This is a genomic window from Nocardia sp. JW2, from assembly GCF_051843015.1.
GTDB classification, from domain to species: Bacteria; Actinomycetota; Actinomycetes; order Mycobacteriales; family Mycobacteriaceae; genus Nocardia; species Nocardia coubleae.
Genome location: NZ_JBPXLK010000022.1, coordinates 1 through 18,456, shown reverse-complemented (window position 1 = coordinate 18,456; position 18,456 = coordinate 1). Strand labels below are relative to the sequence as shown.

22 protein-coding genes are annotated in these 18,456 nt (G+C 67.3%); 8 read left to right on the top strand and 14 right to left on the bottom strand.

Annotated features, from left to right (window positions below):
* Window positions 1-999: an ABC transporter substrate-binding protein gene (locus tag ACSVDM_RS24710; RefSeq protein ID WP_067641458.1), complete on the top strand. Its 999-nt coding sequence runs from the start codon at window positions 1-3 to the stop codon at window positions 997-999.
* Window positions 1,000-1,067: 68 nt separating this feature from the next.
* Here ACSVDM_RS24710 and ACSVDM_RS24705 read toward each other — a convergent pair whose 3' ends face one another.
* From ACSVDM_RS24705 to ACSVDM_RS24695, 3 genes are read right to left on the bottom strand one after another with little or no spacing between them, the layout of a single operon-like run.
* On the bottom strand, window positions 1,068-2,486 hold the full coding sequence (locus ACSVDM_RS24705; protein ID WP_357147714.1) for an NAD(P)(+) transhydrogenase (Re/Si-specific) subunit beta: 1,419 nt from the start codon (window positions 2,484-2,486) through the stop codon (window positions 1,068-1,070).
* A 17-nt stretch (window positions 2,487-2,503) separates the two neighbouring features.
* Window positions 2,504-2,806 (bottom strand): NAD(P) transhydrogenase subunit alpha, encoded by a 303-nt coding sequence (locus ACSVDM_RS24700; protein WP_056818017.1) that lies wholly within the window; start codon window positions 2,804-2,806, stop codon window positions 2,504-2,506.
* Window positions 2,806-3,948: a Re/Si-specific NAD(P)(+) transhydrogenase subunit alpha gene (locus tag ACSVDM_RS24695; protein ID WP_439268265.1), complete on the bottom strand. Its 1,143-nt coding sequence runs from the start codon at window positions 3,946-3,948 to the stop codon at window positions 2,806-2,808. Before ACSVDM_RS24695 ends, ACSVDM_RS24700 begins: the two co-directional genes overlap by 1 nt.
* 398 nt (window positions 3,949-4,346) lie before the next feature.
* Here ACSVDM_RS24695 and ACSVDM_RS24690 point away from each other — a divergent pair, with 398 nt between their 5' ends.
* The 3 genes from ACSVDM_RS24690 to ACSVDM_RS24680 are packed head-to-tail and all read left to right on the top strand — an operon-like array spanning window position 4,347 to window position 6,330.
* Window positions 4,347-4,844, top strand: a complete 498-nt coding sequence (locus tag ACSVDM_RS24690) for an HIT family protein (protein WP_245655424.1) — start codon at window positions 4,347-4,349, stop codon at window positions 4,842-4,844.
* Window positions 4,841-5,683 carry a maleylpyruvate isomerase family mycothiol-dependent enzyme gene (locus tag ACSVDM_RS24685; RefSeq protein WP_067490622.1) on the top strand — a complete coding sequence of 281 codons (843 nt, stop codon included), beginning with the start codon at window positions 4,841-4,843 and terminating at the stop codon, window positions 5,681-5,683. Before ACSVDM_RS24690 ends, ACSVDM_RS24685 begins: the two co-directional genes overlap by 4 nt.
* Window positions 5,683-6,330, top strand: coding sequence for a Type 1 glutamine amidotransferase-like domain-containing protein (locus tag ACSVDM_RS24680; RefSeq protein ID WP_439268263.1), 648 nt, complete (start codon window positions 5,683-5,685; stop codon window positions 6,328-6,330). Before ACSVDM_RS24685 ends, ACSVDM_RS24680 begins: the two co-directional genes overlap by 1 nt.
* A gap of 5 nt (window positions 6,331-6,335) precedes the next feature.
* On the opposite strand, the gene ACSVDM_RS24675 is transcribed toward ACSVDM_RS24680, so the two are convergent.
* Window positions 6,336-6,848, bottom strand: coding sequence for a GtrA family protein (locus ACSVDM_RS24675; RefSeq protein WP_245655423.1), 513 nt, complete (start codon window positions 6,846-6,848; stop codon window positions 6,336-6,338).
* A 60-nt stretch (window positions 6,849-6,908) separates the two neighbouring features.
* Window positions 6,909-7,202, bottom strand: coding sequence for a hypothetical protein (locus ACSVDM_RS24670; protein ID WP_067490675.1), 294 nt, complete (start codon window positions 7,200-7,202; stop codon window positions 6,909-6,911).
* Window positions 7,203-7,502: 300 nt separating this feature from the next.
* Here ACSVDM_RS24670 and ACSVDM_RS24665 point away from each other — a divergent pair, with 300 nt between their 5' ends.
* Complete coding sequence (locus ACSVDM_RS24665) at window positions 7,503-8,876, top strand: FAD-binding oxidoreductase (protein ID WP_439268260.1); 1,374 nt, start codon at window positions 7,503-7,505, stop codon at window positions 8,874-8,876.
* A 35-nt stretch (window positions 8,877-8,911) separates the two neighbouring features.
* On the top strand, window positions 8,912-9,196 hold the full coding sequence (locus tag ACSVDM_RS24660) for a GNAT family N-acetyltransferase (protein ID WP_439268258.1): 285 nt from the start codon (window positions 8,912-8,914) through the stop codon (window positions 9,194-9,196).
* Between the two features lie 4 nt (window positions 9,197-9,200).
* Here ACSVDM_RS24660 and ACSVDM_RS24655 read toward each other — a convergent pair whose 3' ends face one another.
* From ACSVDM_RS24655 to ACSVDM_RS24630, 6 genes are all read right to left on the bottom strand, one after another.
* Window positions 9,201-9,869 carry a hypothetical protein gene (locus ACSVDM_RS24655; protein ID WP_439268256.1) on the bottom strand — a complete coding sequence of 223 codons (669 nt, stop codon included), beginning with the start codon at window positions 9,867-9,869 and terminating at the stop codon, window positions 9,201-9,203.
* A gap of 207 nt (window positions 9,870-10,076) precedes the next feature.
* Window positions 10,077-11,234, bottom strand: coding sequence for an acyl-CoA dehydrogenase (locus ACSVDM_RS24650; protein ID WP_067641442.1), 1,158 nt, complete (start codon window positions 11,232-11,234; stop codon window positions 10,077-10,079).
* 170 nt (window positions 11,235-11,404) lie between these two features.
* Window positions 11,405-12,064, bottom strand: a complete 660-nt coding sequence (locus tag ACSVDM_RS24645) for a TetR family transcriptional regulator (protein ID WP_439268254.1) — start codon at window positions 12,062-12,064, stop codon at window positions 11,405-11,407.
* A 63-nt stretch (window positions 12,065-12,127) separates the two neighbouring features.
* A complete protein-coding gene (locus tag ACSVDM_RS24640) occupies window positions 12,128-13,009 on the bottom strand; it encodes a hypothetical protein (protein ID WP_439268252.1) in 882 nt (293 codons plus the stop codon).
* Window positions 13,010-13,117: 108 nt separating this feature from the next.
* Window positions 13,118-13,624, bottom strand: coding sequence for a 5-(carboxyamino)imidazole ribonucleotide mutase (gene purE, locus ACSVDM_RS24635; protein ID WP_439268250.1), 507 nt, complete (start codon window positions 13,622-13,624; stop codon window positions 13,118-13,120).
* Window positions 13,625-13,669: 45 nt separating this feature from the next.
* Complete coding sequence (locus ACSVDM_RS24630; RefSeq protein WP_439268248.1) at window positions 13,670-14,893, bottom strand: 5-(carboxyamino)imidazole ribonucleotide synthase; 1,224 nt, start codon at window positions 14,891-14,893, stop codon at window positions 13,670-13,672.
* Between the two features lie 39 nt (window positions 14,894-14,932).
* Here ACSVDM_RS24630 and ACSVDM_RS24625 point away from each other — a divergent pair, with 39 nt between their 5' ends.
* Window positions 14,933-15,475 carry a GtrA family protein gene (locus ACSVDM_RS24625; RefSeq protein ID WP_357146913.1) on the top strand — a complete coding sequence of 181 codons (543 nt, stop codon included), beginning with the start codon at window positions 14,933-14,935 and terminating at the stop codon, window positions 15,473-15,475.
* Window positions 15,476-15,493: 18 nt separating this feature from the next.
* Here ACSVDM_RS24625 and ACSVDM_RS24620 read toward each other — a convergent pair whose 3' ends face one another.
* Genes ACSVDM_RS24620 through ACSVDM_RS24610 form a run of 3 tightly spaced genes read right to left on the bottom strand, consistent with a single transcriptional unit; the run spans window position 15,494 to window position 18,062 of the window.
* The gene (locus ACSVDM_RS24620; protein ID WP_439268245.1) at window positions 15,494-16,801 is read right to left on the bottom strand and encodes a sensor histidine kinase; all 1,308 of its coding nucleotides are present in this window, start codon (window positions 16,799-16,801) and stop codon (window positions 15,494-15,496) included.
* A gap of 6 nt (window positions 16,802-16,807) precedes the next feature.
* Complete coding sequence (locus ACSVDM_RS24615) at window positions 16,808-17,497, bottom strand: response regulator transcription factor (RefSeq protein ID WP_067490653.1); 690 nt, start codon at window positions 17,495-17,497, stop codon at window positions 16,808-16,810.
* A gap of 31 nt (window positions 17,498-17,528) precedes the next feature.
* Window positions 17,529-18,062, bottom strand: coding sequence for a PH domain-containing protein (locus ACSVDM_RS24610; protein ID WP_439268243.1), 534 nt, complete (start codon window positions 18,060-18,062; stop codon window positions 17,529-17,531).
* A gap of 128 nt (window positions 18,063-18,190) precedes the next feature.
* Between ACSVDM_RS24610 and ACSVDM_RS24605 the strand changes: the two genes are divergently transcribed.
* Window positions 18,191-18,456, top strand: a 266-nt coding sequence (locus ACSVDM_RS24605) for an acyl-ACP desaturase (protein WP_439268241.1), incomplete at its 3' end; no start/stop codon positions are given.

Below are 18,456 nucleotides of genomic sequence, written 5' to 3'. Positions count from 1 at the left end.
ATGTCAGCGCACCGAATGACGGCCCGCATGCGCGCCGCCGTCGCACTCCTGATCGTCGCGGTCACCGCGACGGCAGTGGGCTGCGGCACCTCCACCTCCGAAGGGTCGACCGACACCGGCACCCGCCAGGTGGAAACCGCCAAGGGCCAGATCACCGTGCCCGCCGACCCGCAGCGCATCGTGGTGCTCAACGGCGCCCTCGCCGGATTCCTCTACGACCTGGACGCGAATGTGAAGGCCGCGGATCCGCGCATCCTCGGTGTCACCCTCGCACCCGGCGAGTTCCCCCCGGCCTGGGCCGCCGACGCGAAAGAGCAAGGCACCGAAGCGGTTCCCTCCGGTGACGACCTCAACCTGGAGTTCATCGCCGCCCAGCGGCCGGACCTCATCATCGGCGGCGGGCCCGGTTTCCCCGGCCTGCAGACCATCAAGAACTACGACAAGCTCAGCGCCGTCGCACCGACCGCCCTCGTCCCCTCGGATCTCGCCAACTGGCAGGACCAACTGAAGACGGTGGCCGACTTCGTGAACCGCCCCGACAAGGTCGAGCCCATGATCACCGCCTACAAGGACCGGGTCGCGGAGGTGAAGGCCGAGCTGAAGATCCCCCAGGGCGCGACCTCGGTGATGCAGTCCCAGGCCGACGGCAAGCCCATCCTGCTCGCCCCCGGCACCCCGCTGTCCAACCTCCTCGCCGACGTCGGCTTCACCATCGACGACAAGATCGAGGCCAAGGCGGGCAACCCGCCCCGCACCCAGGCAGGCGACTGGGTCACCTTCAGCCCCGAACTCCTGAGCACCGTCGCCGACGCCCCGGTCCTGTTCGTGATCCTGCTCGACGGCGGCCGCAACATCCCCGCCCTGAAACAGGACCCGGCCCTGGCCATGCTCCCCGCATTCCAGAAGAACCAGGTCTACGAACTCCCCGCAGCCAGCAAGCGCCCGGACTACCGCCAGTCCATGGCCACCCTCGACCTGCTGGCCGACACCTTCAAGTAGCCACGCGACAGCGAGAGGCCCCGCCGGTGAAATACCGGCGGGGCCTCTCTTGTTCGATGTCGCTTGTCTTACAGCGCCTTCAGTTCCTCGGTGACCGCACCGACGGACTTCTTGGCGTCGCCGAACAGCATGGAGGTGTGGTCGGCGTAGAACAGCGGGTTGTCGATGCCGGCGAAGCCGGAGTTCATCGAGCGCTTGAGCACGATGACGCTCTTGGCCTGGTCGACATTGAGGACCGGCATGCCGTAGATCGGGCTGGACGGGTCCTCGCGGGCGGCGGGGTTGGTGACGTCGTTGGCGCCGATCACCAGGACCACATCGGTGCGGTTGAACTCACCGTTGATGTCGTCCATTTCCTTCATCGCGTCGTAGGAGACCTCGGCCTCGGCCAGCAGCACGTTCATGTGCCCGGGCATGCGACCGGCGACGGGGTGGATCGCGTACTTGACCTCGACACCCTTGCCTTCCAGCAGCGACGCCATCTCCTTGACCGCGTGCTGGGCCTGGGCCACGGCCATACCGTAGCCGGGGACCACGATGACCTGATTGGCGTAGGCCATCTGGATCGCGGCATCGGCGGCGGAAGTGGCCTTGGCCGTCTTGGCCTCACCACCTGCACCGGAAGCGACCGCGCCGCCACCACCGAACCCACCGGCGACGATCGCGGGGATCGACCGGTTCATGGCCTTGGCCATCAGGTTGGTGAGGATGGTGCCGGACGCGCCGACGATCATGCCCGCCACGATCATCGCGGTGTTGTTCAGCGCCAGGCCGGCGGCCGCGGCCGACAGACCGGTCAGCGCGTTGAGCAGCGAGATGACGACAGGCATATCGGCGCCACCGATGGGCAGCACGACCATCAGGCCGAGCACACCGGCCAGCACAAGCAGCGCGATCATCCAGAGCTGCGACACGCCACCGTCGTTGGCGCCGAGACCGATCACCACGGCACACACGATGGAGCCGAGCAGCAGCAGCAGGTTCAGCGGCTGCTGCAGCTTGCCGATGCCGATCGGCTTGCCGGACAGGATCTCCTGCAGTTTCGCGAAGGCGATGATCGAGCCCCAGAAGGAGATCGAGCCGATCACCGCGGCGAACAGCGAACCGATGATGATGTGGATGGTCGGCTCGTCGTGCAGCGCGGAAAAGCCCGAGCTGTCGATGAATTCGGCCCACGCGATGAGCGCGACGGTGCCACCACCCACGCCGTTGAACGCCGCGACCAGCTGCGGCATCTCGGTCATCTTGGTGCGCACGGCGGGCGGAACACCCAGTGCCACACCGACGATCAGGCCACCGGCGATCAGGATCCAGTTCAGCATCGCGGTGTGCCGGATCGAGATCAGCGTGGCGATCACGGCGATCGCCATACCGACGGCGGCGATCTGGTTGCCGCGCACGGCGGTCTTGGGGCCGGTGAGCCCCATCAAGCCGTAGATGAACATGGAGAAGGCCACGATGTAGAGGCCGTTGACCAGGTAGGTCATATTGTCGACTGCGTGCATCACTCGGCCGCCTTCTTCTTACCCTTGAACATGCCGAGCATGCGGTCGGTGACCACGAAGCCACCGATGACGTTCAGCGTTCCGAACACCACGGCGACGAACAGGATCACCTGGACCAGCAGGGAGGGATCCTTCACGTTGCCCAGCGTCACCAGCGCACCGAGCACGACGATGCCGTGAATGGCGTTGGTGCCCGACATCAGCGGGGTGTGCAGGGTGTTGGGGACCTTGGAGATCACCGCGAAGCCGACGAAGCCGGACAAAACGAGAATGGCGATATTGGCGAGAAGTTCGGTGTACATCAGGCTTCCACGCTCGATTCATTCTTGTCGCTGCGCTCACGAGTGACGCAGGAATCGGCCAGCACCTGATCACTGAAATCGGGCGCGAGCTTGCCGTCGACCAGCATCAGTTCCAGCAGCGCGGCGATGTTCTTGGAGTACAGCTCCGACGCGTGCTCGGGCATGGTGGCGGGCAGGTTGAGCGGCGAGGCGATGGTCACCTCGTGCTTGACGACGATCTCGCCGGGCTCGGTGAGCTCACAGTTGCCACCGGTCTCCCCGGCCAGGTCGACGATCACGCTGCCGGGCTTCATGCCCTCCACCGCGGCCGCCGTCACCAGACGCGGCGCCGGGCGACCCGGCACGAGCGCGGTCGTGATGACCACGTCGAAACCCTTGATGGCGTCTTCCAGCGCCTGCTGCTGCTTGGCCTTCTCCTCCTCGGTGAGCTCGCGGGCGTACCCACCCTCACCGGCGGCATCGATACCCAGGTCGAGCCACTGCGCACCGACCGAACGCACCTGGTCGGCGACCTCGGGACGCACGTCGTACCCGGTGGTGCGACCACCGAGACGCTTGGCGGTCGCCAGCGCCTGCAGACCCGCCACACCCACACCGAGCACCAGCACGGTCGCCGGCTTCACGGTGCCCGCGGCGGTCGTCAGCATCGGGAAGAACCGGGTCGACTCCGACGCGGCGAGCAGCACAGCCTTGTACCCGGCGACATTGGCCTGCGAGGACAGCGCGTCCATCACCTGCGCACGCGAGATACGCGGAATCGCCTCCACCGCGAAGGCCTGCACACCGGCCGCCTTCAGCGCACCGATCTGGTTCTCCGCGTTGCGGGGCGCGAGGAAGCCGATCAGCGTCTGCCCGGAGGACAGCTTGGCCACCTCGGCATCGCTGGGCGGAGCCACCTTCACCACGACATCGGCCGACCACGGATCGCCGATCGTCGCACCGGCCTCTACATAGGCCGCGTCGGGAATGAGCGCGCCGAGGCCCGCACCGGCTTCCACGATCACCTCGACACCCTGCTTGGACAGGGTGGGGATGATCTTGGGTACCAGGGCGACTCGCCGCTCACCCACGCCGGACTCGCGAACGACTCCGACACGCGCGCCGCGCGGCGAATCCTCGCCAACGTTTTGCGTTGTCTCCACTAGTCAGACTTCCTTTTCGTGCTGGCTTCGAGCCTGGGAACAACGGTTCAGCCGACGTTACCGGTCAGTAAGTTCAACTGAAATCCTCGCAACTGTACTCGGCTCGCGGTGAGCCTAGCGGAGATGCCCGTCACAGCGGAGAACTGGACTCTTGACCACAAAACGGACAGAGCGGACCTGTTTCCGCAGCGACAGCCACTTCCTCGGCCCGCCGGGCGCCGGGTGGCGCCTGACTACACATTCGTAGCCGCAGGTAGGCGAGGACAAGAACGCACAAGCAGGTCCGATACTTACCTGGACGTGAGAGTGCGGGTAGGACGGCCGACCACCGAGCGGGACGTGACGTGTGTCATGCAAGGACTGTTGCGTCCCGAGGGCCACGCCGTAGGGTTCACGGTGTGAACGACTGCGTCTTCTGTCGGATCGTGGCCGGTGCCGCGCCGGCGACCAAGGTCTACGAGGACGACGCCGTCTGCGCGTTCCTCGACATCCGGCCCATCACGCGAGGCCACACCCTTGTGGTTCCCAAGACCCACGCCACCGAACTCGACGACCTCGACCCCGATCTCGGCGCGCAGGTCTTCCGTGTGGGCCATCGCCTGGCCCGCGCCCTGCGCCGGAGCGGGCTGGCCAGCGACGGCGCCAATCTCGCGATCAACGACGGCACCGCGGCCTTCCAGACCGTCGGTCATGTGCACCTGCACGTGGTGCCGCGCAAGCACGGTGACAAACTCGGTTTCGCCAAGGGGTTCCTGCTGCGACGTCCGCACGAACCAACCTCGACGGCGGCGGCGATCCGCGCGGGCATCGACGCGCTCGACGCCGAGGCGAATACGCCGGGGCGGCAACCGGATCGGCCTGGCCCGTCGAGCGAAGCAGAAGGAGTACAGGGATGACCGAACCGACACCGCCGCGCGAACTGCTCACCGATCTGCTCGCCCAGCAGTGGGAGACCATCGCCACCTTGGTCGCCGACCTCGACGAAAAGGCCTGGCGCCGGCCGTCTCCCCTGCCCGGCTGGACGCTGTTCGATGTGGTCGCGCATGTGATCGGTACCGAATCGTGGCTGCTCGGGCGCACCCCGCCCGCCCATGATCCGTTGCGCCCCAAGACCGATGTGCGCACGCTGCCGCATGTGCGCAACGAGGTCGCCGTGCTCAACGAGATCTGGGTCGACCGGTTGCGGCCCCTGTCGGGCAAACGCCTGCTCGCGCTGTTCGACGAGGTCACCGAGCTGCGCCGGGCCGCCCTCGCCGCCATGACCGACGAGGAGTGGGAGGCGCCGACGGTGTCGCCGGTCGGGCAGGTGGCCTACGGCCGGTTCATGCGGGTGCGCCTGTTCGACTGCTGGATGCACGAGCTCGACCTGGCCGACGGGATCGGGCGCAGTGTCGACGAGGGCGGTGCGCGCGCGGAGGCGGCGTTCACCGAACTCACGCTCGGGCTCGGGCGCGCGGTGGTGAAAGGCGCCAAGGCACCGGATGGTTCACGGATCACACTCGATCTCACCGGTCCGGTCACCCGGCAGGTGCACCTCGCGGTGGAGGGCGGGCGCGGTTCGGTGCTCGACGAAGCCGACGGGGAGCCGACAACCGTGATCCGTTTGGACTCGGGGCTTTTCGCGCGTCTGCGTGGTGGCAGGCAGTCGGCGGCGACGCACCCGGGGAAGGTGGTCGTCGAAGGCGATGCCGCCCTCGGCGATCGGCTCGTCCAGAATCTGGCCTTCACCATCTGATGCGGTTGTTCCTGGCCTCCTACCGATTCGGCGGATTCGCCGAGCGGCTCGCCACGCTGGCGGGCGGCAAGGGCAAGGTCGCGGTGATTCCGAACGCGTGTGATGCCTGGCCCGCCGCATGGGCGTCGGCGGTCGCCAGCGACATGGAACCCCTACGCAGGCAGGGTTATTCGCCCGAGGTGCTGGACCTGCGCGAGTACGTCGGGCAGCCCGCGCAGCTGGAGCGTCGGCTGCGCGGTTACTCGATGGTGTGGGTGCGTGGCGGCAACACCTTCGTCCTGCGTGCCCAATTCGCCCGCAGCGGAGCAGATTCGGTGCTTCCCGCGCTGTTGCGGGAGGACGCCTTGACCTATGCGGGATACAGCGCGGGCGCCTGCCTGCTCACGCCCGATCTGCACGGGCTGGAGACGATGGACGACCCGCGCGAGGTGTTGCCCACCACCGGGGCCGCGCCGCGATGGGACGGGCTCGGGCTGGTGGATCGGCAGCTGGTCGTGCACCTGGACTCGGCCACCGATCCGGATGGGGAGTCGGCGAAAATGCTTGCGCGCTACCAGGAAGAAGGCGTCCCGCACTGGGCGCTCACCGATGACGATGTCGTCGTGGTCGACGGCGAGCACACCGAGGTGCTGCGCGGGTCACGCTGAGGGTCTCAGCGCGCGGTGTCGGCCGCGGCCAGGTCGGGTGCCGGTGTCCGTTTGCGGAATACGATCCAGCGCATCGCGCAGTACATGTATACGGCCTCGCATCCACCGGCCAGCAACCGCGCCACGTGGTATTGCACGCCGAGCGCGGTGAGACCCGAGCCGACGCCGAGGATGAACGCCAGGTAGTTCACCACGACCACAACCACATACACCGCCGCCTGCTTGCCCATCGGGGCGTGCGAGTGGAAGTTGAAGGTGCGATTCAGCAGGAAACTCAGGCCGAACGCGACGATATAGGCGCAGGTGATGGACAACCACACCGGCAGATCGAATCCGTCGTGCAGCAGGGTGAGCAGCAGCAGATCGACGCCGAAGGTGAAGCTGTTGATGAGGGCGAAGCCGAGGAAAGTGGCGGGCACGTACCGGTCGAGTCCCCACGGCAACCGGGCGACAACGCCCTCGCACCAGCGGGTGAACCGGTCGGCGGCCGAATCGGTGACACTCGCCTGCTGCTCCACCCGGCCAGCCTGCCAGCGGCATATGACATCGAGGTGAGCAACGGGCAAACGCCCCGAGCGCTAGCGGCCCACGGCCACGACCGGACCGCGCTCGAGCGCCGCCCACTCGGCGAGGCAACGGCGGCGGGTGAATTCGTCGGCCTCGGCCAGCAGCGCGTCACGCAGTACGCGCGGGTCGGCGGCCCACGAGCTCGCGATCTCGGCGAGCGCGCGCAGATCGAAAAGACCCGTCGATTCGAGCGCCGTCATCCAGTCGTCGTGGTCGCCCGCGTACACGCGACGCATCGCGTCGGCCTCGATATCGGCGCCCAGCAGCGCGCCGACCAGCTCGGCCCGGTCCCGAGGTTCCCTCATCATCCGATCCTCCCTGCGAAAAACGGTGCGGCACAACGACATCGCGTACGCGATGCGCAGGCGACGGAACAGGAAAACACGCCGGGCGCCCCGACAAATCACACCCTCCCCTGCATTGTGACCACTCGGACGCCGTATACACCAACCAGCCGCGCCGAATCACAATCATGCCCGTGCGGCCCTGTTCGGGCGCACATCACATCTGGACGGTTGATCACCACGGTTCGGCGCCCCAACGATGCCGCCACCAGAGCGTGGTGATCGCATACTCGAGAGGGCCTGGTCGGGTTAGCGTTGGGAATGGACGATCGCCGGGTGGATCTGGATTCGCTGGTTTCGGAGGTTTCCGAGGGGGCTGTTGTAGTAGATGCCGATGTGATGGAGGGGTATCGGCAGGACTGGGCTCGTGATCCCGAGGCGGGGACGCCGGTCGCGGTGGTGCGGGCGCGCAGCACCGCCGATGTGGCGGCCACGCTGCGCTGGGCGCAGGCGCGTGGCGTGCCGGTGGTGCCGCGCGGGGCGGGGTCGGGGCTCTCGGGTGGCGCGACGGCGGTCGACGGCGGGATCGTGCTGTCCACCGAATTGATGCGCGAGATCAGCGTCGATCCCGTGACGCGCACAGCGGTGGTGCAGCCGGGGCTGCTCAATGCGGAGGTGAAGCGGGCCGTCGCGGCGGAAGGGTTGTGGTATCCGCCGGACCCGTCGTCGTTCGAGATGTGCTCGATCGGTGGGAACGCGGCAACCAACGCGGGTGGGCTGTGCTGCGTGAAATACGGTGTGACCACCGATTATGTGCTCGGTATGGAGGTGGTGCTCGCCGACGGAACCGTGGTTCGGCTCGGTGGGCCTCGGCTGAAGGACTCGGCGGGGTTGTCGCTGACCAAGCTGTTCGTCGGCAGTGAGGGCACTCTCGGGGTCATCACGGAACTCACCTTGCGCCTGCTGCCCGCCCAACCGCCGCAGGCCACCGTGGTCGCCGGTTTCGCCACACTCACCGCCGCCACCGATGCGATCCTCGCGATCACCTCGGCGCTGCGGCCGGCGATGCTCGAGTTCATGGACACCGTCGCGATCAATGCCGTCGAGGACGAGATGCGGATGGGGTTGGATCGCACCGCCGCCGCACTGCTCGTCGCTCGGTCGGACGCACCGGGCGAGTACGCGACGCACGAAGCCCAGACGATGCTCGGGCTGTGCGAAAAGGCCGGGGCGACAGAGGTTTTCCACACCGCAGATCCCGAGGAAGGGGAAGCCTTCACCGCCGCTCGGCGGTTCGCGATTCCGGCGGTGGAACGGATCGGACCGCTGCTGCTCGAGGATGTCGGCGTGCCGTTGCCCCGGCTCGGTGAGCTCATCACCGGCGTGGCCGCCATCGGGGAACGCAACGACGTGCTGGTCTCCGTCATCGCCCACGCGGGCGACGGCAACACCCACCCGCTGATCGTGCACGACCCCACCGATCCCGACAACACCGCCCGGGCCCACCGCGCCTTCGGCGAGATCATGGACCTGGCGATCACCCTCGGCGGCACCATCACCGGTGAACACGGTGTGGGCAGGCTCAAGAAGGCGTGGCTACCCAACCAGGTGGGCCCCGAGGTGATGGACCTGACCCGCCGCATCAAGGACGCGCTCGACCCGGCGGGCATCCTCAACCCCGGCGCGGTCCTGTAGGAACATCCGCCGACCGCGACGGGTTAGCATCCGGTATGACCACCAGGCTCGAGCACAACGTCGCCGATACCCGTTACGAGATCTACCTCGACGATGTCCTCGCGGGATACGCCGACTACGCCGAACGCGAGGACGCCAAGGTCCGCGACTTCCACCACACCATGACCTTCCCCGAGTTTCGGGGCCGCGGAGTCGCCGCCGACGTGGTCAAATACGGCCTCGACGACTCCCGGTCCAACGGCTACCAGGTCGTGCCCACCTGCTGGTACGTCGAGAAGTACATCGCCGAGCACCCCGAATACGCCGAACTGGTCCCCTGAGCGCTCACGCGGTTTCGCGGGCCAGTTGGTCCACGGCGATCTCGTAGACCCGCCGCAGCACCTCGAGCTCGGCGGTCTGACTCTGCTCCGACATCGAGGACAACATCACCAGCGCGGAGACCACGTACTTCCCGACCCTGGCGACAACGCGCTGCTGCGCGACGGGGGTCTGCACCGGGGGCGCGCCCTCGATACGCGTCTCCTGATTCCCGTTCGTCCGGATGACGACGGCTTCCGTGGCCACCGTCTTCGGCGCCTCCACCGTCGACACCGCCATCTTCAAGGTGCGGTCGCCGGTGCGCGCCTCGACGTTCGCGCACCGCTGCACCAGGCCGGTCAGACCCGCCACATCCGAGTCTGATTCGACGATCTGGACAAGGAACACCGCCGGACTCGTATTCGAAGCCACCGACTCCCGCGCCCCCGCACCGATCGGATTCTCGATCAGCGGACGGCACGCCTCATCGGTGAAGGTGAGCGGCAACGCCGTACCCGCCTCGGCGGCGGTGATACTCGCCGGCTTGCCCACCAGCGAATACCCGGCCGGATACTCGGCCAGCCGAGGCAACGATTTCAGCGCCACGATCCCCGGCGCCTCCTCGGCCGCACACCCGGCCAACGCCACCCCCACCCCCAACACCGCGACCCACCGAACCACCCGGTCACGTCGCACCACATCACCTCGAGACTCACCCGGCCGCATTCCCGGCCACTCGGGCGATCACGCTAGTGAACCGCGCCATCCACGGCGGGCTCCCCGCAGCGAGCTGTGTCGATTACCAAAGGGCGCGTAAGTCCTTCGGGTCTTCTGAACACCACTGCAGGCAGATAGAACGAGGCCCCCGGCAGGAATCCTGCCGGGGGCTTTCGTGCTGAGGGATCAGCGCAGGAGCTGGCGGCTCATGACGAGGCGCTGGATCTGGTTGGTGCCCTCGTAGATCTGCGTGATCTTGGCGTCGCGCATCATGCGCTCGACCGGGAAGTCGGTGGTGTAGCCGGCGCCGCCGAAGAGCTGGACGGCGTTGGTGGTGACTTCCATGGCCACGTCCGAGGCGAAGCACTTGGCGGCGGCGGAGATGAAGCCGAGGTTCTTCTCGCCACGCTCGGCGCGGGCCGCGGAGGTGTAGACCATGAGGCGGGCGGCCTCGATCTTCATCGCCATGTCGGCGATCATGAACTGGGTGTTCTGGAAGTCGGCGATGGACTTGCCGAACTGCTTGCGGTCCTTGGTGTAGGCGATCGTGGCGTCGAGCGCGCCCTGGGCCAGGCCGACGGCCTGCGCGCCGATGGTCGGGCGGGTGTGGTCGAGGGTCTGCAGCGCGGTCTTGAAGCCGGTGCCGGGCTCGCCGATGATGCGGTCGCCGGGGATGCGGCAGTTCTCGAAGTACAGCTCGGCGGTCGGCGAACCCTTGATGCCGAGCTTGTGCTCGAGCGGGCCGACGACGAAGCCCTCGTCGTCCTTGTGCACCATGAACGCGGAAATGCCGTTGGCGCCCTTGTCGGCGTCGGTCACGGCCATCACGGTGTACCACTCGGACTTGCCGCCGTTGGTGATCCAGCACTTGGAGCCGTTGATGATCCAGTCGTCACCGTCGGCCTTGGCGCGGGTGCGCATGGAGGCGGCGTCGGAGCCGGCCTCACGCTCGGACAGACAGTACGAGGCCATCTTGCCCTCGACCAGGTCGCCGAGGACCTTCTGCTTCAGTTCCTCGGAGCCGTTGAGGATCAGGCCCATGGTGCCGAGCTTGTTGACGGCGGGGATCAGCGAGGAGGAACCGCACACGCGGGCCACTTCCTCGATCACGATGCAGGTGGCGACCGAGTCGGCGCCCTGGCCGCCGTAGGCCTCCGGCACGTGCACGGCGTTGAAGCCCGCGGCGTTGAGGGCGGTGAGCGCCTCCTCGGGGAACCGGGCGTTGCCGTCGACGTCCTTGGCGTAGGGCGCGATCTCCTTCTCGGCCAGGCCGCGGATGGCCTGCCGCAGCTCGTCGTGGAAGTCCTCGAGCTTGAACAGGTCGAAATCGGGGTTTCCAGCCATCGAAGGCACACTCCTGGTTCTGGTGGTGTTCGCTGCGCCTCGCACAGCGGGCTTACGTTCGGCACGCAGTGCCAATCCACAGAGATTATACCCGGGGCACTCTATCGCTACATGGGGATATGGGTGTGGCACCGAGTGTCACTGGTGTGTGGTGTCGCGAGCCTGGTGGCTCACAGGTTACCGAGGCGCGCGGTGAGCCGGTCGGCCAGCTCGCGCGGCGGCATGTCGCGTGGAAACACCGCGACCACCAGCTCCTCTCCTTCCGTCGCGTCGCGCCTGCCACGGGGAATCAGCGCGAGTTCGGTCCGCAGATCGCTCACCGCCGCCCCCGGCTCGCCACGCACCATCCGCCGCAACAGGTAGTTGTGGGTGGCGGTCACCGCTGCCGTGAACTGGATGCGCGCCAGATCCGGCGTCTCCGGCAGCCGTTCGCGCAGGAACTCGGTGAACAACCGCTCGTACCTGAACACGGTGACGATCTCGCGCTCCCGCAACGCGGGCACCCGCCGCACCACCTGGTACCGCCGCGCCGCGATATCGCGCCACTGCGTGAACCGCTCGAACACCCCGATCACGGCCTCGCACACCGCATCCCACGGATCCCCCCGCACCTCGGCCAGGAACTCCTGCGCCGAAGCCAGCTGGAACTCGTGATCGGCGAAGATCACGTCCTCTTTCGACCGGAACTGCCGAAAGAACGTCCGCCGGGAAATCCCCGCCGCCACCGCGATCTCGTCGACCGTCGTCGCCTCATACCCCCGCTCGGCAAACAACCGCAACGCCTGATCAACCACCGTCAGCCGAAACTGCGCCGCATCATCCTGTGCCACGGACGTCAACCGTAGTCACCGCCCCGCAGTCACCTCACACGACACCGACAGACGTCCCCCGGATCACTCCCCGAACAAGTCGGCGACCGAGGACACGTCCAGCGCCCGGCGCAACCAGGTCGCCAACTGCGCCTCGTCCTGACAGCCACGAATGCGATCCGCGGCCGCATCGGTGACAACCACACCCCTGTGCCGCAGCACCATGAGGACATCCTCGGCGCGCCCCATGGCGACGCCCTCCGCCCGCCCTTGCGCCCTGAGCTTCTGCGCGGATTCCGAGCGGAAGAACGAGAGATCGGTAGCCATGTGATTCCTCCAGGTCTCGGCGGCTGCGGTGTGTGAGATGCCCTGCTCGATCAACTCGACGTAGAACTCGGTCGTCTCGTTGCCGCCTATTCGGCGGATCCCTGTGACGATTGCCTCCAGTATCGCACCGATATCCGCCTCGCGGGCATGGGTGACGGCCGAGAGCGCGGCCAAAGGTAGGTCTTGGACCACGAGGGCGGGGTCGGTGACGGCGGGCACGTTGTGCGGGCCGAGTGCCAGCGGGTACAGGGTGATCGTCGTCCAGAATGTGTGACCGATTTTCATGGGGGCGCCAGCCCACCGCGCCGTGACGTGGTCGTGGCAGATGACCACGAGGATGACGGGGAGGTTGTACTTGTTGCGCAGGAAGGTCACGTAATACGACCACGAGTCGGGCCGCGAATCGTCCGGCGCCGACTGTGCCTCTATCACCATCAGGAATCTGTCGTTGACAGTGGTGATGTCGAGGATCGTGTCGGCACGCCGCTCGACCGGTGCCGTTTCGGTGAGGTCGATGGAAAGCTGTTCCACCGCTATCGGTTTGGCGAACGGCAAGTTCAGCACGGTGAACGCGTGGGCGATCGCCGCGGCATCGTGCTGGAAGATACGATGCATCGCTTCGTGCGATGAAGTGACCATGGGGCGAACGTACGTGATGGCAGGTCGGCGTACGAAAAGTGCGGCGGTTCACCAGAATTCGGCAATTCGGGCGGCCGGCCGCCGGAAAATGCGACCGGCTCGGCCTTCTCAGCCCAAAAGTTTGGTGCGCAGGGCTTCGTCTTTGGCCAGGACCATTTTTTCGAGGCCGGCTTGGAACTGTTCCATGCGGGTGCGCAGGGAGTCGTCGGAGGACGCGAGGATGCGGACGGCGAGGAGGCCTGCGTTGCGGGCGCCGCCGATGGAGACGGTGGCTACGGGGACGCCTGCGGGCATTTGGACGATGGAGAGGAGGGAGTCCATGCCGTCGAGGTATTTCAGGGGGACGGGGACGCCGATGACGGGGAGGGGGGTGGCGGAGGCGACCATGCCGGGGAGGTGGGCGGCGCCGCCCGCGCCCGCGATGATGACTTTCAGGCCGCGGCCCGCTGCTTCGCGGGCGTAGTCGAGCATGCGTTGGGGGGTGCGGTGGGCGGAGACGACGCCGACCTCGAAGCGGATACCGAACTCGGCGAGGGCCTCGGCGGCGGCTTCCATGGTGGGCCAGTCGGAGTCGCTGCCCATGATCAGGCCGACCTGGGGTCCGGTGGTGCTCATCTGATTCCTTTCGGCGGAGGTGCGGTGCGCGGGGTTGTCAGCGATTCACTCGCCGTGCGGGTCCCAACCGTCGGTCCAGACCGCGTGCGACATCCAATGCGCGGCGCGCTCGGCCTGCTCGCGGACCTCGGCCACGTCGTCGCCGAGGATGTTGATGTGCCCGATCTTGCGGTCGGGGCGTTCACCCTTGCCGTAGAGATGCACCTTGGCCTCGGGCATCCGGGCGAACAGGTGGTGCAGCCGTTCGTCCATCGACATCTCGGGCGCCTCGGCAGCGCCGAGAATGTTCGCCATCACCGTGACAGGCGCCAAGGGGGTGGTGTCACCGAGCGGGTAGTCGAGTACCGCGCGCAGGTGCTGCTCGAACTGACCGGTCCGCGCGCCGTCCATGCCCCAGTGCCCGGAGTTGTGCGGGCGCATGGCGAGCTCGTTGACCAGCAGTTCGCCGTCGTGCGTTTCGAACAGTTCGACCGCCATCACACCGACCACGCCGAGCCCGGCCGCCAGCTCGAGCGCCATCGTCTCCGCGCGGGCGCCGGTGTCCTCTTGCAGGTCGGGGGCGGGCGCGATGACGACCGCGCACTGACCGTTGCGCTGCACGGTCTCAACGACCGGCCAGGTGGCAGCCTGCCCGAACGGCGAACGAGCGACCATCGCCGACAGCTCACGCTTCAGGTCGACCTTCGCCTCGGCGAGCAGCTGCACACCGTGCGCCAGCTGGTCGGTGACCAGCGCCGTCGCCTCCTCGGCATCGGCGGGCATCCACACCCCGCGCCCGTCGTACCCACCGCGCACGGCCTTGAGCACGAACGGCCAGCCGTGCTCGTCACCGAAGGCGACCGCGTCGGCGGGCGAGGTGACCTCGACGAACGCGGGCACCGGCAGACCCAGCGAGGACAGCTTGGTCCGCATCGCCAGCTTGTCCTGGGCGAAGATCAGCGCCTGCGGCGGCGGCGCCACGTTCACGCCCTCGGCGACGAGCACGTCGAGGTGCTCGGTCGGCACGTGCTCGTGGTCGAAGGTGAGCGCGTGTGAGCCCTTGGCCGCCGTGCGCAGCGCGGACAGGTCGTCGTGGCTACCGAGCACGACATCGGGACTCACCTGGGCGGCGGGGTCGCCGGGGTTCTCGGCGAGCACCCGCAGACGCTGGCCGAGGGCGATCGCGGCCTGGTGCGTCATGCGCGCGAGCTGGCCCCCACCGACGATCGTGACGGTGGGCATGGCAGACGGATCGAACGAACGTGCAGTCACGTCGTGCAATGTTGTCATGTCGAATGCGAATCTTTGCTACCGGTACACTCGGAACTCGTGTCAATCGTCGACGACGTGGTCAGCGTCCTTCCCCCGCGCCTGCGCGAGCTCGCGCTCCGGCATAAAGAGCTGATCAAGTTCGCCATCGTCGGCGCGACGACGTTCGTGATCGACAGCGGCCTGTTCTACCTGCTCAAATGGACCGTTCTGTCGGAAAAGCCGGTGACGGCCAAGATCATTTCCGGCGTGGTCGCGGTGATCGCGTCGTATGTGCTCAACCGCGAATGGTCGTTCAAGAATCGCGGCGGCCGCGAGAAACATCACGAGGCATTGCTGTTCTTCGGCGTCAGCGGCATCGGCGTGGTGCTGAGCAATATCCCGCTGTGGATCTCGAGCTATGTGTTCGATCTGCGCCAGCCGAATGTGAGTTTCCTGACCGAGAACATCGCCGACTTCGTGAGCGCGTTCGTCATCGGGAATCTGCTGCAGATGGCGTTCCGGTTCTGGGCGATGCGGCGGTGGGTGTTCCCCGACGAGATGGACGAGATCGTCGCCGAGCTGGAAGACCTCGTCGAGGAAGAACCGCTCGGCAAGAGCTGAGCAGGCGCGGTTCGTAACTCAGCGCGGTTCGGTGAGCGTCGCGTTCTGCGACCGGTTGACCTTGGATCCGAGGAACACCGCGAACAGCGCCGGACGACGACGCTGCAGCTCGAGCCTGCCACCATCGGCCTCCACCAGGGCCCGCGCCAGCGCCAGCCCCACACCGGTCGACCCACCGGCCGAGAAACCCCGGTCGAAGATGTGCGGGGCCATTTCGTCGCGAATGCCTTCGCCCTCGTCGGCCACCTCGACGCAGACAAGTGGGTCGCGCGAACTCATCGTCGGGACCGTGCGCACCGACACCGTGCAGGTGCCGCCGCCGTGCATGAGGGCGTTGTCGACCAGCACCGCGACAGCCTCACGCAACCGCGAACCGGTGATCGGCGCGCGCAGGGATTCGTCGCCGATCAGGCTCAGTTCGCGGCCCGCCTCGTGGAACGGGTGCGTCCATTCGGCGACCACACCGCGCAGCTCGGCCATCACCGGCACCGGGTCGCGATCGGCGGCGTCCTCGGAGCGGGAGGCGCGGACCAGGTCGTCGATGGCGTCGGTGAGCCGGTCGACCTGCGCCATCGCCTCCTCGGCTTCGTGCACGACCTCTGGATCGTTGTGGGTCGACAGCTCGTCCAAGCGCAGCCGCACGGCCGTCAGACGACTGCGCAGCTGGTGGGAGACGTCGGCGACCAGGGCGTGCTCACGTTGCAGACGGCCGGCGATCTCGACGGTCGCCGAGTCGAGCACATCGGACACCCGGTCGAGTTCGGCGATGCCGTGCCTGCGGGGGTCGGGCCGGAAGTCGCCCATCGCCAGCCGGGCCGCGCGGGCGGCCACGTCGCGTAGCGGATCGGCGACGCGGCGGGCGGTCACCACGGCTACCGAGAACGCCGCACCGAGCGAGGCGAGCACGGCCAGCGCCACCGCGGCGACGGCCTGCTCCTGGCGAGCATGCATGGGCCCGGCGGGCACCTCGAGCCGCAACGACGCCGAGGTCCCCATCGACAGCGACTCCACCAGGGGATCGTCGATCTTCTCGGCACCGATATCGGTGCGCGCGGCATTGTCGGTCGGTGTGGGGTAGACGACGGTGAGCCTGCCGCCCTCGGGCACCAGCGCCCGGATGGCGCGCACGTCCAGCCCGTCGTGGACGTAACCGTCGACCTGTTCCTGGGCGATCACCTCGGCCGCGATGCGTTCCAGCCTGCTCTGCAGATCGTTGCGGGTGATGTCCTCCACCCAGAGCCAGGCGGTGTAGATCAGTGGTACGCCGAGCACCACCGTGGTGATGGTGAGGACGGTGAGGATCGAACGCAGGATGCGACGACGCACGACCCGTCAGCTCCGGTGCGTGTCGGTGTTGAGGCGAAAGCCCACCCCGCGCACGGTGACGATGCGCCGCTCGGCCATCGGGCCCTCGTCGCCGATCTTGCGGCGCAGCCAGGACATGTGCATGTCGAGGGTCTTGGAACCGCGCAGGTCGGCATCGCCCCACACCTCGCGCAGGATCGTCTCGCGGCCGACCACCTGACCGGCCCGGTCGATGAGCACCTTGAGCAGCTCGTACTCCTTGTTGGCCAGGTTCACCTCGGCACCGTTCACCAGCACGCGGCGCGCCGCCGGTTCCAGCCGGATGCCGCCGACCTCCACCGCGTCGTCACCGATTCCGCTGCGCCGCAACAGAGCTCGCACGCGGGCGAGCAGTTCGGCGAGGCGGAACGGTTTGCCGACGTAGTCGTCGGCGCCCGCGTCGAGCCCGACGACGAAGTCGACCTCGTCGGTGCGCGCGGTGAGCATCAGCACCGCGATGTCGGCGCCGCCCGCGCGTACCTGCCTGCATACCTCGAGCCCGTCCATTCCGGGCAGGCCGAGGTCGAGGATCAGCAGGTCGTGGTTGCCTTCGAGAGCGCGCCGCAGCACCGCCGGGCCGAAGCGTTCGACGGTGACGGTGTAGCCCTCACGCCCCAGTGCGCGCGACAGGGGTGCGGCGATCGCCTCGTCGTCCTCGGCCAGAAGTACTGCGGTCATGTGCCCAGGTTAAGTGGTCTGGACCCGCGGCTCACCGGTAGCCGCCACCCCAATGTTGATCGGTCGACGAGCGGCCCGCCTCGAAAACCTGGTGGTAGAGCAGCGAGTGCACCTGCTGCACCTGGGGGATGTCGTCGTATTCGAGCGGCTCCTCCGACGACGACCCGATGATCAGGGTGCCGGTGCCGAGCAGCCGGTCGAAGACGCCGTGACTGAACTGCACGCTGGAGATACGGCTGAGCGGGATGTCGATCCCGGTGTGGGTGAGCACGCCCTCACGCACGAGCACCCGCCGCTGGGTGACGATGAAATGCGTTGATTTCCAGGCGATCACCCGCGCGATCACCCGCCAGGCGATGATCCCGAACCAGATCAGGCCGATGAGCACCAGCAGCACGGTTCGCACGTGCCCGGTGGTGTTGCGCCAGGCCAGCCCGCCGAGGAAACCGGCGAGGGCGGTGGCGACGATGAGCGTGATGATCGGCCAGACCAGCATCTTCCAGTGCGGGTGGCGGTGCAGGATCAGCTGCTCGTCGGGCGCGAGGACATCCTCCGGGTAACCCATATGCGCACAGTACCGCGCGATGACGGTGCATTTCTCGATGCCACGGCGGAGGCGATACTGTGGATTCCGCGCTAGAAGCCAGGTTTTGCCCATTTCTCCTTGCTCGCCAAACGACAGTGGAGGCTCGCGTGACCAAAGCTCTGACTCAGCTCGAAATCCTCACCGCTCTCGAACCCGTCGCCGAACAGAATCTGAACCGGCACCTGTCCATCGCCAAGGACTGGCACCCGCACGACTACGTGCCGTGGGACGAGGGTCGCAATTTCGCCGCGATGGGCGGAATCGATTGGGAGCCGGAACAATCCAAGCTCACCGATGTCGCCAAGGCGGCGATGATCACCAACCTGCTCACCGAGGACAACCTGCCCTCCTATCACCGCGAGATCGCCGAGAA